Consider the following 14,348-nt stretch of genomic DNA (forward strand, 5'->3'; position numbering starts at 1 on the left):
CTTTGTAGTGTGACTCTAAGGTCTCACTTTAAAGTGCTACTCTAAGAAAATGGAAGAGGCCAGAAGTCCGAAACGCCGCTCGGCGGAGACCAGAAACCGCATCGTGAGCGCCGCCCACGAGCTGTTCGTCGTGCGCGGCTACGCCGGGACGACGTTCCAACTGGTCGCCGACGCGGCCGAGGTCTCGGTGCAGACGGTCTACTTCCATTACGGAACCAAGAGCGAGTTGCTCAAGCACGTGGTCGACGTCGCCTCAGCCGGGGACGACGAGCCCGTGCCGCTCCTGGGACGGCCCTGGTTCGCCGCCTTGCAGGCGACGGAGGACCCGGTGAAGGTCGTAGAAGGGTGGGTTCACGCGAGCGGGGTCATCCTCGACCGGGTGGCCCCCGTCCTGGCGGTGGTCCGCGACGCGGCGGCCGGCGACGCCGGCATGGCCGCCCAATGGGCCGCCAACAGCCGGGAGCGGCACACCGCCCACGGCACGGTCGTCGCCATCCTGGCCCGCCTGGACGCCCTGCGGCCCGGCCTGACCGAACGCCGGGCCACCGACATCACCGTCGGGATCCTGTCACCGGACCTGTTCCTGGTGATGCGGCGCGAATGCGGCTGGACGACGCCGCAGTGGGAGGAGTGGGCCGCCGACCAGCTCTCCCACGGCCTGCTGGCTTCCTGATCAGTGGGTGCGCAGGCGCTCGAAGTCGGTCAGGCTGCGCCGGTAGAAGGTGAGGTCGCGCTCCAGCTTCTCGCGGGTGAGCCGGGCGGGATCCGACGCCCGCAGGGCCCGGCCCTCCTCGCTCCAGAACGCCTCCGCGGGCAGCTCGGCGGCGCCCTCGGGGAAGAACTTCAGCGCCTCGGCCACGGCGTCGGCGGCGAAGCGCCAGTTGGTCGTCACCCGCTCGTAGGCGTCCTCGCCGGCCGCCACGCCGGCGGCGTACATCAGCCCGCCCTCCAGCGCCCGGTCGGCGTAGGTGGCCGCGACCAGCGTCCACTGGCCGGGGTCCAGCAGCTCCGACAGGCCCGCGCCGAACGTCAGCCCGTCCTCGCGGGCCGCCTCCTCCGCCTCGTACGGCACCAGCACCTCGGCCTCGCCCAGCCGCAGCACCAGCCCGTCCGGCTCGTGCGTGAGCTCGGCCGCCGCCGAGCCCTGCGGCTGGACCAGGTCGAAGTGCACGTACGCCTCCACCAGCGAACGCCCCAGGCCGCGCTCAGGCATAACGGCCCGCCAGCTCCTGGTAGGTGTCGCGGACGACCAGCAGCCGGTCGAGCGCGAACCTGCCCGGCTCGACCGCCCGCACGAGCCGCCCGCGTTCCGACCAGAACCCGTCGTCCGGCACCGCGTCCGCGCCCGGCGGCACGAACTTGACGGCCTCCTCGACGGCCGCCGCCGCGATGCGCAGCGACCGCAGCGCCTCGTCGCGGTCGTCGATGGGGACGTTGCCGGCCGTGAGGTCGGCGACCCACAGCCATTCGCCCGCGTCCAGCAGCTCCGACGGCTCGGGACCGCCAAACGTCGGGTAGCCGGTGGGCATCACCGGCCGCTCCGGCAGCGCGAACACGTGCTCGCGGGCCGCCCCGCACACCTCGCACACCCCCGTGTAGCGGTTGGCCAGGGCTCCCTCGACGCTCACCAGGCCGCTGCGCCAGGTGGTGTCGACCGACCCGCAGGCGCACGGGTGCAGGTCGAAGTAGAGATGGGCCTCGTCCCTCGTCCGCGCCACCGCGAATGTCATAGCCGTCCTCTCTCCGGCGGAACTTCCATGATGCCCGACCCTGTGAGGCCGCTCATGCCCCTATCCGTTGCTGCTCGTCGGGGCGCTGCCAGGGATTCGGGCGCAGCCGCGCGCCCGGCCGCAGTCCGCAGCGGCACGGCTCGCCGTCGGGGCAGGTGCACTCCGGCTCCGGCGGGCTCCAGCCGGTCGTGTCCGCCAGCCTGCGGGCCTGCGCGTACCGGGCGGGGCGGTCCACCGGGCGCGGGCCCTCCGCCAGAGTGCCCAGCTCGGCCGCGAAGGGCTCGGCGATCAGCCGCCACACGCCGGGGCCCGAGGCGGCGAGCAGATCGTGCAGCACCCCCAGCCGGGCGGGGCGCTGCGCGGCGGTGGCGGAGCGTACCTGGCGGACGGCCTCGTTCACCTCGGCCAGCGCCGCGAGGTCGGCTTCCGGCCGGCCCTGCGCGCGGGCGACCGCGGCGGCGGCGGCCGCGGCGGCGGCGCGCTCGTTCGCGCCGACCGTGCGGGCGGCGTCGGTCCGTACGGTGAGTACGCCCGGATCGGGGGTGCCTGCGTTGTCCGGGCGGATCTCGACGGGGACCGGCGGGCGGCCGGGCAGCACGAGGTCGGCCAGGTCCGGGCCGTACAGGTGGACGCGGGCGCCCATCAGCGCGGCGCCGCGGACGAAAGCCTGGGCGGCGGCGGCCTCCGGCAGTGCCGGGCGGTTCCGGATCGCCGCGACGTGGGCGGAGGTGAGCTCGCCGGTCCGCGCCAGCGCGAGCAGCGCGGCCGCCGCGCCGGGCTGTCCGGGCGCGAGTCCCGCCCGCTCCGCCTCGGCCCGCAACGCCGCCGCGGCGCCGCGGTGCCCGCCCTCGTTCACCGCGACTGCGAGGCCCCGGATCCGCGCCAACGTCGCCGCCGTCGTCCCGTTCGTGGTGGTGGTGGCGTGGGTGGCCAGGTGTTCGGCCACGGACACGGTGGCCTGGTAGCCGGGATTCGGGGGGACGCGGAGGGTCAGGCGGCCGGGCTGGTCCTCGGTGGCGCGGACCTCCGTCGCCCCCGCCGGTGCCGGCTCCAACGCCAGGGTGAACGTGCCGCCGGGCGCGGTGACGGTGAACTCGCCGGGCCGGCCCGGCACCGGGGCCAGCCCGGCGACGCCGGCGATCTCGGCCAGCCGGGACAGCCCGGCCGCCGAGGTGTCCAGGCCCGCCGTGATCTCGGCGTTGAGCAGCCGCGCGATCCGCCCCTGCGACCGGTCGGCCACGGGCACGCGCGGCCCCGTGCCCCAGGGCGGCGGTGGCGGGGTGTGGCCGCGGCGTTCGAGGTCGGTGGCGACGGCGTCGATCGCGTCGGCCAGCAGCGCCCGCCGCGCCGGGTCCGTGGCCGCGCGCCACTTGTTCGACAGGTGGGCGTGCTCGTCCAGCCGGGGGACCACGCAGAGGTCCGTGCCCTCCGCCTGCTGCGGCGCCAGCGACGGCCTGACGACGCCCTGCGGCGCGCCCGCCGTGATCGCCGCGACCTCCTGGGCGAGGTGCGAGAACTCGTGCACCAGGACCGTCGACACCATCTCCGGGTGGACGCGCGACCAGACGCGCATCACGTGCGGGTCTTCCGGCGTGCCCGCGCGCAGCTCGGTGGAGCCGTTCAGCCCTTCGCCGGGCTCGCCCACCACCATGCGGACATGCTGGTCGGGCGCGGCGGCGAACCGCATGGTGACCGCCTCGTCCCCGTTCCAGTTCACGTGAGAGGCGGCGCCGCCGAGGTCGGCCGCGGTGACGTTCTGCGCGCGCAGTTCGGCCAGGGTCAGGTCGGGGTCGCCGTCAGGGCGTCCCGACCTGGCCAGCGGCGTGTTCTCGATGGCGGGTGAGGACACGCCGGCCGAGATGCCCTGTCCGACGCTGCCGCCGACCGCCGCCTGCCCGTTGACGTGCTCGACGGGCCACGCCGCCTTGCCGGCGTCGGCGACGAAGGTGCCGCGCGCCACCAGCTCGGCCACGACCTGCTGGGTGAACGTGCCGGGCAGGCCGGAGGTCATGAAGATCTCGCGCAGGTTCAGTCCCGTCCGGTCGGCGGCGGCCAGCACCGCGGGCGGGACGGTGGCGAGCGCCTGGGCGAACCCGCCGTCCGCGGTCAGGCTGTGCAGGGAGCCGTCGGGGAAGGCCATGAACCGGCGGACGCCGCCCTTCTCGCGGACCGCCACGCGGACCACCTCGCCACGCTCGCGGGCGGCCAGGCGGGCGGCCTCGATGATCTGGACGAGGCCGTGCACGTTCCCGGAGGGAACGAAGGCGGGCGCCCGCTCGGGTACGGCGGCCGGCGCGGCGAGCCGCACGCCGTTCTCCATCCGGGCGCGCAGCTCCGCCAGCTCGTGCTCCAACAGCGTCACCTCGACCTCGCCGCTCGTGGCGCCGGGCAGGTGCACGGGCTTGCCGACGACCCGCTCGTCCTTGCCGCGCACCCGGGCCACGTACTCGAAGGTGAGGTCGTAGTCCACCCGGAGCCGCACGTTGTAGAGGCGGCCCTTCTCGAACTTGCTGCGCTCGCGGCGGGCCCCGTGATGGTCGGACACGCTCTCGGACGACTGTTCGCTCGCCCGCACGCTGCCCTCCAGGCCGGTCGCGGCGTGACTGGCGCCGCCGCTCAGGCCGAGGGGCGTCGTCCGGCCCCGGGAGACGGTGGTATTCGTGGCGTCGGCCTTACGGTCCACCTCGCCCTTCTCGGCCTCGAACGGCCCGGCGACGACGGTGAGGTCCGACAGGCGGGCCTGGATCCGCACCCGGGCGCCCTGGTCCTTGAACTTCAGCCGCGACACCCGTTCGATGTGCCCTTCGGGCCCGGCCATCCGCTCGAACGCGGTCAGCACCCCCGACGGGGACAGCCGTCTGACCAGCTCGGCCCGGCGCTCCGCGACGGCGGCCTTGCCCAGCATCTTCGTGAACTGCGCGGTGACGACCTCCAGGAGGGTGGGCTTGGCCGGATCGTCCCAGAGCCCCTGCGGGAAGTGGCCTGGATGCAGCTCGACCTGCCGCGGGTCGGTCGTGAGGGTGACCGGGCCCGGGTCCTGGGCCGCGGTGACGATCATGCCCGTCGGGATGCGCCTGACGATCCGGGCGTCGTAGACGGCCTTGGAGTAGCGGATCCTGCGGAGGAGCTTGGCGGCGGTCCGGGCCACCCTGCCCTTGCGCACCTGCCGCCGCTCGACCTCGATCACCAGCCGCGGCTTCTGCTCCACCCGGTAGTGCCCGGCGAACTGGCTCATCCGCTGGAGCCGCACGTCCTGCTGGTTCACCGACACCGAGTACGACCGGCTCCGGTCTGTGGACAGGCCGAGTTTCTGGCCCTCGCCGTCCTCCGCCCCGTTGACGTCCGTGCCCACCGCGTAGGAGCCGTTGTAGGACGCCGAACTCGTCTGGTCGAAGTAGCGGTAGTACTGGAGGATGGTGCCGGCCTGCGAGGTGTGCGAGAGCAGCCTGCCCCGCCGGGAGTCGCCCTGGTCGTACACCAGCCGCGCCCGTACCGTCACCTCCTCGGCCCGGGAGCCCTGCGCCTCGCCCTGGACGTGGTAGGTCCTCTCGTAGCCCGTCCGCGACCACATGTCCGCCACGTGGATGAGCAGCGCGTCCCGGGAGAAGTCGACGTTCACCTCCTCACGCAGCGTCGGGCTGGCCTCCGCCATGCCGGGATAGGCGGCGTCCACCACGCCGAGCACCGCGTCCAGCGGGTCGACCTCGTTGCCCTGCTCGTCGGACAGCTCCAGCGACTCCGTGGCGCCGATGCCCGACGCGCGGTCGTAGGAGGAGGCGACCACGACGTCCCTGGAGCTCTCGATCTGGGTCGTCGCGTCCCGCAGCGCCTCGTCGAGCTGCTGGTCCACGCCGCCCCGCTGGGCCGTGGTCGCCGCCGGCCCGAGGCCCGTCACCTCTCTGATCTTGGCGAGCAGGGCCTCCGGGGTGTGGCGGGCGGCGTACCCCACGTCCGTGCCGGCCGCCCGCGCCGTGGCGAGGTCCTGGAGGTAACGCTGCACCAGGGGTACGGCGAGGGTCTGGTCGAGGGTGAGGCTGCCGTTGAGGAACCGCTCGACCGCGTCGCCCGCCAGGCGGCCGGGCAGGGCGATGTCGCCCTCGGCGTACATGAGCAGGGCGTCGTACTCGGGGAGCGAGAACAGCGCGGTGCCCTGCGCCCCGGCCGTGCGGACCTCGCCCAGCGGCAGCCGGGCGTCCGTGGGCATCAGGTTCATCCTGCTCTCGGCCCCGGTCAGCGTGAGGTCCACGGGTGCGCGGAGGATGTACTGGCGGCCGTGCTCGATCGTCAGCTCCTCGGTGCCCCAGATGTCGAGGAGCGAGGTGGACTCGGAGGTGCCGCCCGAGCGGGAGGGCAGCCCGATCGAGCCGCCGTCCTGGGAGGTCCCGCCGTCGTCGAAGTCGGCCCCGCTGACGGAGGAGCCGACGTTCACGCCGGAGGAGCCGCCCCAGGAGACGCCGGCGCTGTTCAGCCCGAACAGGATGTTGCCGTTCACCTGGTCCACGAGGGCCAGCACCTCGGCCTCGCCGGTGTCGGCGGACACCGACAGCGCCGACCGGGTCGTCAGTCCGTTGGGGCGGACCGCGAGACCGGTGGTGAGCGGCCGGTTCAGCAGCTTGGGGTGGGCGACGAGGTTGCGCACGTTCAGGAACGCCGCGATGTGCTGGTAGGCGGCCGAGTCCGCGCGCATCGCCTCGGGGAGCACTCGCTGCGCGGCGGGGATCAGTCCCCGCACGTCCATGTGGAGCAGCCGGGCCCGCGACAGCAGCCGGCCCCGCATCGGGCCGAGCGGAGCCGACAGGGGCGCCGGCGCGCCCGCGCTCGTGTCCGGGGGGAGGAGGTCCGTGGCGAACAGGAGCCTCGCCCGTCCCCGGCCGGTGGCCAGCGTCTCGACCTTGTTGTCGTGCACCAGCTCGACCTTCAGGTCGTGCGCGAGGGAGAAGATCGCGACCGGGCTGGTGCTCTCCTGGAGCGTCACCACGTTGACGGTGCTGCCGGCGCTGGAGCCCACCGTACGGGTGCGGTTGCCGCCGGCGTTGGCGCCCGCCGAGTGCGCCAGGCCGTCCTCGCCCTCGCCGGGGCTTTCGCCCACGGACACGCCACCTTCACCCGCGTACGTGCGGGACCTGCTGATCCCGCGCCCCGAGGTGTCGGAGCCGATGGCGAGGTTGACCACCGTCTCGGAGTCTGTGTAGCCGACGTAGTCCACGTCGCCGAAGTCCTGCTTCAGCGACAGACGCACCATGTAGTGCTCCGGGGCGCTGTTGAGGCCGTGCAGCACCAGGTCGAAGGTGAGGCCGCCGGTGCCGTCCTGCTCGGCCTGGGCCAGGGCGTCGTACGCCGACCTGATCCGGTGCTCGGAGAGCTGCTCCAGGACCTCCTGCCGGTTGAGTATCTGGCTGGCGCGTTCGAGGCGGTTGGAGGAGTACTGCGGCACGCCGTTCACGGTCTTCGCGATGATGCCGCGCTCGGCCAGCTCGTTCAAGACCTTCGTCCGCACCGTGTCCAGCCCGTCGATGTCCTGCACGAGGGCGGGGCCCGCGCCGCGCAGCTGCCCCGGGCCGTCGCCGAGCCAGTCCGGCAGCGCCGGTTTCCGGCCGGGCGGCGGGCCGGGCCGCGGGTCGCCCTGCAGCACCGGGCGGCCGTCCGCGCCGATGAGGGGCTGCCCGTTCTTGAACACCAGCGCCGCCCGGTCCACGGGCAGGCCATAGCGGTAGGCGGCCGACTCCCGCATGCTGACCACCACGGAGCTCCGCACCGGCGGCAGCTTGACCGGCGCGCGACCGACCCGCTCCACGGTGAACGTCGTCCGCGTCTCCAGGCGGTAGGCCTGCTTCGGGCTGGTCTTGCGGTGCACGCTCGGATAGATGGCCTGCTTGTTCGCGGTCGACGAGTACGACCGCCCACCCGACCTGGAGCCCTTGACCTTCGGCCCGATCTTCGGCGCGTAGCTCCCGGGGCCGTCGACTGCTTGCAGGGCGTCGAGGGTGAGCTCGCTCGAGGCGCTGACCTCCCGCGACCTGCCGGCGGAGGCGCCTCCGGGCATCGCGGCGAAGTCGACGAGCACCTCCTCCTCCCACTCCTCGGAGGTGCGCCCGCCCACCGGCTCGGCGGCCACCATGACGACCTCGGTACGCGCGGTCACCACGAGGTCGGGCTCGCCGTTCACGCTGAAGACCCGCTCCAGCCCCTCCGGTCTGGTCGCGTCACGCAGCCGGTGGGACAGCTCGGTCATGAACGTGCGCAGCTCGCCGTGGGCTCTGCTGCCCACCTTGGCGTACTTGCCGCCGGCCGCCTCCGAGATCTGGTCGAGCGCGTCCTCCATGCCGGTCATGGCACTGACCAGGACGTGGTTGGGCATCCTCGGGTCCCGCAGGTGGTCCGGGATCCATTCCAGCTTGCGCGGAGTCGCGTCGGTGTAGGAGTGGGAGACCCACAGCCGCTGCGAGGAGGAGTCGCCGGGCGCGCCCGAGTCGATCACCGTGGCGTCCCGCCAGCCGCGGCCGTCGTCGGTCCGGACGTCCACCCGGTAGCGCACGGCGGCGTCGAACAGCCGCGACTCGCTCCGGTTGTCGGCGACCGCGCCCCCCTGCGCGAAGACGCCGGCGCCGCCCGACGTCGCCGTGTTGCGCCCGATCGCCATCCCGAAGCCCAAACCCAGCAGCTCCATCGTGACCCGCGGCCATTCGCCCTCCGGCAGGAGCTTCGCCAGGACCCCCGTGTTGAAGCCGCGCGACGTCCCGAAGCTGCCCGCCTCGGTCGCCGACACGATGCGGGAAGCCTGGAAGAACAGGCCCATCATCATCTCCGACGCCTCGACGCCGAGGCCCAGCAGCTCGAACAGGTCGCTGAGGGTCAGCTGGACGCGTACCTCCACCGCCTTGGAGCCCTGGCCGACGCGGAGCACGACGCCGTCGGGGGAGGCGGCCTGGTGGAAGTCGGCGCGCAGCGCGCGCTCCAGCCCGTCCGGCGTGTAACGGTAGGAGGACCCGTTGCGCGCCAGCTTGTCGTTCACCGCGGCGGTCAGGGTCGACAGGTGGGCGAGCCGCCCCGCGGGCATGGCGCCGGGCAGGGTGTCCAGGTCCGGCAGGGCGGCGGCCATCGCGTCCAGGTAGTTCTGGTGCCGGCCGAGGGCGTCGGCGATCTTCCATTGGGCGACGGTGGCGGCGGGGACGGCTCCGGGCGGCGTCGGGCGGCCCTGGGCGGCGTACGTCATCGCCTCCAGCGCCCGCTGGTACGCCTCCCGCGTCAGCGTCGCCTGCTTCAGGGCGGCGCTGTACGCCTTGGCGATCCTGGTGTGCCTGGCCTGCGTGGCCCGGTGCTTCCGGTTGTCCTGCCTGGCCGTGCGCGCCCGCTCGAAGCGGGCCTCGTCGTGCTGCTTGAGCGCCTTCTTGGCCCGCCGGGTCGCCTGGCGGGCCTCCACCCGGGCCTTCTCCGCGCTCTGCTCCATCGTGGCGATCTGGAGCTTGAGGTCGTGCTCGGCGCGTACGAGCGCCTGGAGGGTGTCGCGTACCTGGTCGATGGTCGGGTCCGGCCCCGGTGACGGCGGGGTCCGCTGAGGCCGGACGGCCTGGGTGGCGGTCCAGGGCGACGGCGGCAGGGACGCGCCGTGCCGGGCCAGGTCGCGGGCCAGTCCGTCGATGTCCAGGGCGAGCAGGCGCTTCTCCTGGATCGTCGGCGCCAGGTGCCACTGCTCGATCAGCATCGCCAGCTCGTTGAGCTTCGCCGGGATGCAGGAGCGGCCATCGGCCTGCACCGCCTGGAGGGTGTCGGTGATCTCGTGCAGCCAGACTCGGGCGAGCTGGTCGCCGGCGACCCGCGGGTTGAAGTGGACCACGTGCGGGGCGTTCTCGTCGGTGCCCTGGTCGAGGTTCTCGCCCGGGGCGAGTTCGGTCTCGCCCATCAGCTCCTTGGACGACAGGCCGCCCACGACGGGGCGGAAGTGGTGGGTGCCGTGCTCGCGGGTCTCGACCACCAGCGTGTTGCCGTCCTGCGACCAGGTCAGGCTGAGCACCCCCTGGGTCAGGAAGTGGCGGGCCACGAGTTCGGACACCGCGTTCTTCACCTCGTCCAGGGTCAGGTCGGGGCCCTGGCGGCCGTCGGTGACGTACCGGGTGCCGGCGACCGGGCGGGAGGTGACCGTGCCCGGCTTGCTGGTGGCGAGGGCCCGGGTGGTGCGGGGACCCGGTGCGGGGGCCGCTTTCGTGGCTCCTTCCGGGTCCGTTTCCGGGTCCGCTTCTGGGTCCGCCGCGCTCTGGGAGACCAGGAGCAGGGCGGACGCCTCGACCTGGAGGTCCGCGAGGCTCTGCACCTCGGTGGCTCGGGTGTCCAGCGCGGCCCGGATGCGGTTCATGGTCGCGGCCGGGATCATGCGCACGCCGTCGGCCGTGGGGATGAGCAGGTCGCCGGTCTGGCCGATCACGGCGCCGGGGAAGTCGGTGGTGAGCGCGCCGATCAGCGCCGTACGGGCCCGCGCGGCCGGCGTCACGGAGACGACGGGGGTGTCGGCGGGTCCCACGTCATCGGCCAGCCGCGTGGTCGCCCCCGCCACCGGCTGGACGCCGGTGGTCTCCGGCTGGATGGTGGTGGCACTGTCCGGCTGCGGCGCGGCAGCGGTCTCCGGCTGCGGCGCGGCGTCGGGCTGCGGCGCGGGGGCGGTGTCCGGTTCCGGCGCGGCAGCGGTGTCCGGTTGCGGTGCGGTGCCGGCCTCCGGCTGGCCGGGGGTGGCGTCCGGCTCGGGCGCGGCGGTCGTGTCCGGCTGCGGCGCGGTGGCCGGGTCCGGCTGCGGCGCGGCCTCCGGCTGCGGCGCTGTGGCCTCCGGCTGGGCGGGGGTGGCGTCAGGCCGGGCAGGGGGCGCGTCCGGCTGGGCGGGGGTGGCGTCCGGCTGGGCGTCGGGGTCCGGTTGCGAGGCAGCGGTGTGGTCGGCCTGCCTCGCCGGCTGGCCCTGCTGCCCGGTACGCCGGGGTTCGGAGCCGTCCGTGTCCGGGGCGGAGGGCGCCTGGGGCTGCTGGTCGGGGTTCGCGGGCTGGGAGGCGTTCCTGGCGGGGCGGCGCTGGGCGGACGGGTCGGCGTCCGGGGCGCCGGTGGCCGTACGCCGGGTGCCGTCGTTCCCCGTGAGGTCGTTCGTGGCGACGGGGTTCGCCGGCGCGCGGCCGGGCGTGGAGACGGTGCTGCGGACCTGCGCCGGATCCGCGCCCCCAGGGCGGCCGACGGCTGCGGCGGCGGCCGGGTCGCCGCTCCCGTTGGGCCCGCTCCCGTTGGGCCCGCTGTTGACCGGGCTCCCGGCGGCCGGGTCACCGGGCGGGGCGCCACCGAGGCGGGCGGCGTCGGCGCGGGCGGCGGCGTCGTACGCGGAGGCGAGCGAGGTGATCGGATGCGCGAGCGCCGTGTACACGTCCGGGTTGAACGGGCTGATCGTCCCGGTGCGCCCGGCACCGCCGAAGAAGCCCCCCAGCAGGGCGTCCGGCGTGAACGGGTTCCCCCACTGGTCGTACACGAGCCCGTTGGCGATGAAGCTGCCGGCGGGCGAGGCGATGGTGTTCGTCAGGCCGGTGGTGAGCGCCCGGCCGGCGAAGCCCGGCACCCGGCTGGTGACGCGGGACACCGGCCCGGCCACCCGGGTGCCGATGATCGCGCCGCCACCCGCTCCGATGATCGCGGCCTGGGACTTCTTCCAGTCCCATTCCTGCCGCGTCCCCATCTTCATCTGCTGGTACTGGGCGGCCGCGTCGATGAAGAACTCCTCGCCGATCTCCTCGATCAGCTCGCGGCCCATCGAGGAGGCGAGCAGCCGGGTGATGAGACCGCGCCCGGTGGCGCCGCTGAGCACGGTCACCCGGGCGAGCTGCCGGGCGGCGAGCTGCCTGCCGCCCACCATGGCCAGCCGGACGAGGATCCGGCTGATGGCGGCGCGGGCCGCCGCCGCGTACGGGCCGATGATCGCGGTGCTGGACCCGGCGGTGAAGAAGGCGGCGTACAGGGCGATGGCGATGGCGACGACGGTCACCCAGAAGGCGACGTTGATGGAGAGCTTGGAGTATTGGGTCTCGACGGCGAAGTCGTTCGCCTGCTGCGTGTACGCCTGCGCGTTCTGCGCCACGCCGGCCAGTCCGCCGTCGTGGCCGTAGAGGAACTGCGCCCTGGAGACGAAGTCGGCGGTGGCGGGCGCGGCCCAGCCGGCCGCGACCACGCGCGTGGCGGCTCCGGCCTCCGGCGCGGAGGAGACGGCGCCCGAGCCGAGGGCCTGGTACGCCTGGGCCAGCTTCGACAGCCCGCTCTCGCTGGCCTCCGGCCACTTCTGCCCGGCCGACAGCATGGGGATGAGCCAGGTGACCACCCATTCGGGCAGCGCCTCGGTCTCCCAGACCGGCTCGACGTCCCGGTCGATGCGTACGGCGACGGCCTCGCTCGGCAGTCCGCCGCCGTTCTGGCTGCCGGGGTTGGTGAGCCCGCCGCCGCTGTTGGTCGCCACGTCGCCGGGGTCAGACCTGCATCGTCAGGTTGGCCTGCAGGTCGTTCTTGATGTCGGCGTCGGTGAGCAGGGTGTTGTCGACGTTCGCGCGCACTCTGGTGCCGGCGTCGACGATCGCCTCGGCGAGGTCTTCGTACTGGGTGAGCATGCGGTTCGGGCCGTCGCCGCGGAAGTGGGAGACGTAGAAGGACTGGCCCTCGGCGCCCCTGCCCCACGGCTCGGCCGCGAGCGCGGCCTTGACCTGGGCGATCAGGCGGGTGGCCTCTCCGCTCAGGTCGTCGGCCATCGTCGTCCACTGCGTGATGCCGCGGTAGACGACGGGCTTCGCGATCTGCGTGCCGTCCCAGAGCCTCACCTTTTGCCCTCCATCCGTTCGGCGAAGCGGGCCATGGCGGTGTCGAGGTCGCCGTCGAGGTGCGCGAGGAGTTCGTCGCGCGGCACGACCGGCTCCAGGATCTCCATGACGCGCTCGCGCGCCTGGTCCGTGGCCCGCTGTACGGTGTCGAGGATCGTGCCGGCCAGGCGGCGCGCGTCGGGGTGCCGGTAGATGCGCGGGTCGAGGTCGAGCCCGACGAGCTCGCCGCGGGCGCTGACGGTGACCGTCACCAGGCCGTCGCGCGACTTCGCGGTGGTCCGCAGGGCTCGGGCCTTCTCGTGCAGTTCCTGGCCGGCGTCGGAGATCTGCCGGAACATCTCGCGCAGTTCGTCGGCGTAGGCGCGCATCGCCGCGGCGTCCGGCCGATCCGACGAGTCCACGCGACAAACCCCCGATGCCAAGCTCACACGTCCCCGACGTCACTCACGTGTTACCGATCAGTTTCCGTCACATGAACAGCAGAAGGCAAGAGATCTATCAAAAGTGTTGAATCCCGACATCTAGCGGCGTGACCTGCTCGCGCAGCTCCGAGACCTCCTCCCGGGGAACCCGCCGCCGGTAGACCCCGCGTTCGATCCGCTCCAGCCCGAGCGCGCGCGCCGTCAGCACGGAACCGCCGAGGTACTCCAGGCACACCTGCCCGTCCCGCTCCTCCCGCACGAGGAACGACTCCTGCCGCCAGCGGCAGACGGTCCTCACCAGGTGCAGCGCCTCGCACTCCGGCGCCGGCACGGTACGGACGTGGCAACCGGGCTCGACCTCCTCGAAACCGTCCAGCGGCTCGGGGCTCCGCAGCCGGATCCACAGCTCCATGGCGTGCGGCTCCGGGCTGGCCGGGTAGTCGGCGCCCTGCCAGCGGGCCAGGTAGAAGCTCCCGCTCATGCCGCCCGCGTCCCGATGAGCAGCCATCGCCGCAGGTCGCCGTGGTACATCGCGCGCCGGTGCTCGGTGCCCCCGGCGGTCAGCTCCCAGATCTCCGCGCCGTGGGGGAGCGGCACGTCGTACACCTTGTACTCGCGGATGACGTGGTCGACGCTCGGCACCAGGCCCATCCCGACGAACGGCGGCTCCTCGACCACCCATCCGGCGACCGCCGCGCGGCTCTCCTCGTCGGTCCCGCCGTAGGGCGTGAGGTAGAGCGCCAGGCCGGCGGGCCGCCAGCGCAGGACGTTCAGCGAGCCGTCGGAGGTCAGCATGGCGGGCTGGCCGAGCGCCGCGGCGAGCACGTCCGGCGTGGCGATGTGCGAGACGTCGAGCGCGTGGTGGCAGTAGCCGGAGATCCGCGGCTCGCCGCCGGTCAACAGGGCGTGGACGTCGGCGGGCGCGAGCAGCTTCTGCACCGCCGGCACCCCCGAGTCAGGGGCGAGCCGCAGGTCCTGGATCAGCGTGGGCACTGCCAGCCTGGCGACCGTCCCCGGCTCCAGCAGGAAGGCGGCGGAGAGCCCGGGATTGACCGCCAGCCCCCACCGGGGGTCCGGCCAGCCCGCCGCCAGCTCGGGCAGCGCGGCGATCCGGCCGTACTGAGCCGCCCCGCCGGTGGCCAGCCGCATGCCCTCCACCGACGTGTACGCCACCAGCCACGTACGCGGACCGTCCGCGACCGTCGCCCACGCGGGCGGCTCGTCCCCGGACGCCGCGGCCGCGGTGATCGGCAGCGCCAGCTCCGACTCCCGCAGCAGGGCGAGGCACAACGCGGTCTGCCCGTCCTGGTGGGCCGCCCACAGCCGCTCCTCGAACGGGCTGACCGGTCGATGATCGGTTGATGTCATTCGTC

At 73.8% G+C, this 14,348-nt stretch carries 8 protein-coding genes; 1 reads left to right on the plus strand and 7 read right to left on the minus strand.

Annotated features, from left to right (window positions below; all coding sequences use genetic code 11):
* The first annotated feature begins 49 nt into the window (after positions 1-49).
* Entirely contained in the window at positions 50-673 is a 624-nt protein-coding gene (locus tag SMD20_RS38715; RefSeq protein ID WP_329590779.1) for a TetR/AcrR family transcriptional regulator, read from the plus strand.
* Here SMD20_RS38715 and SMD20_RS38720 read toward each other — a convergent pair whose 3' ends face one another.
* From SMD20_RS38720 to SMD20_RS38750, 7 genes are all read right to left on the minus strand, one after another.
* Positions 674-1,213, minus strand: coding sequence for a hypothetical protein (locus SMD20_RS38720; protein WP_329590780.1), 540 nt, complete (start codon positions 1,211-1,213; stop codon positions 674-676). It lies immediately after the preceding gene.
* A complete protein-coding gene (locus tag SMD20_RS38725) occupies positions 1,206-1,730 on the minus strand; it encodes a hypothetical protein (protein ID WP_329590782.1) in 525 nt (174 codons plus the stop codon). The genes SMD20_RS38720 and SMD20_RS38725 overlap by 8 nt, the downstream gene beginning before the upstream one ends.
* A gap of 52 nt (positions 1,731-1,782) precedes the next feature.
* Positions 1,783-12,198, minus strand: a complete 10,416-nt coding sequence (locus SMD20_RS38730) for a WXG100-like domain-containing protein (RefSeq protein ID WP_329590784.1) — start codon at positions 12,196-12,198, stop codon at positions 1,783-1,785.
* Positions 12,199-12,208: 10 nt separating this feature from the next.
* Positions 12,209-12,553 (minus strand): hypothetical protein, encoded by a 345-nt coding sequence (locus tag SMD20_RS38735; RefSeq protein ID WP_329590786.1) that lies wholly within the window; start codon positions 12,551-12,553, stop codon positions 12,209-12,211.
* A complete protein-coding gene (locus SMD20_RS38740; protein ID WP_329590787.1) occupies positions 12,550-12,954 on the minus strand; it encodes a YbaB/EbfC family nucleoid-associated protein in 405 nt (134 codons plus the stop codon). The genes SMD20_RS38735 and SMD20_RS38740 overlap by 4 nt, the downstream gene beginning before the upstream one ends.
* A 97-nt stretch (positions 12,955-13,051) precedes the next feature.
* Positions 13,052-13,456 (minus strand): hypothetical protein, encoded by a 405-nt coding sequence (locus SMD20_RS38745; protein ID WP_329590789.1) that lies wholly within the window; start codon positions 13,454-13,456, stop codon positions 13,052-13,054.
* On the minus strand, positions 13,453-14,343 hold the full coding sequence (locus tag SMD20_RS38750) for an SseB family protein (RefSeq protein ID WP_329590791.1): 891 nt from the start codon (positions 14,341-14,343) through the stop codon (positions 13,453-13,455). The genes SMD20_RS38745 and SMD20_RS38750 overlap by 4 nt, the downstream gene beginning before the upstream one ends.
* Positions 14,344-14,348: the final 5 nt, after the last annotated feature.

It is taken from the genome of Nonomuraea sp. LP-02 (genome assembly GCF_036289125.1).
Lineage (GTDB): Bacteria > Actinomycetota > Actinomycetes > Streptosporangiales > Streptosporangiaceae > Nonomuraea > Nonomuraea bangladeshensis.

Bases quoted from the DNA above. Each gene is read 5' to 3' on its own strand.
- SMD20_RS38715 (WP_329590779.1), top strand. From the start codon at position 50: ATGGAAGAGGCCAGAAGTCCGAAACGCCGCTCGGCGGAGACCAGAAAC.
- SMD20_RS38720 (WP_329590780.1), bottom strand. From the start codon at position 1,213: ATGCCTGAGCGCGGCCTGGGGCGTTCGCTGGTGGAGGCGTACGTGCAC.
- SMD20_RS38725 (WP_329590782.1), bottom strand. From the start codon at position 1,730: ATGACATTCGCGGTGGCGCGGACGAGGGACGAGGCCCATCTCTACTTC.
- SMD20_RS38745 (WP_329590789.1), bottom strand. From the start codon at position 13,456: ATGAGCGGGAGCTTCTACCTGGCCCGCTGGCAGGGCGCCGACTACCCG.
- SMD20_RS38750 (WP_329590791.1), bottom strand. From the start codon at position 14,343: ATGACATCAACCGATCATCGACCGGTCAGCCCGTTCGAGGAGCGGCTG.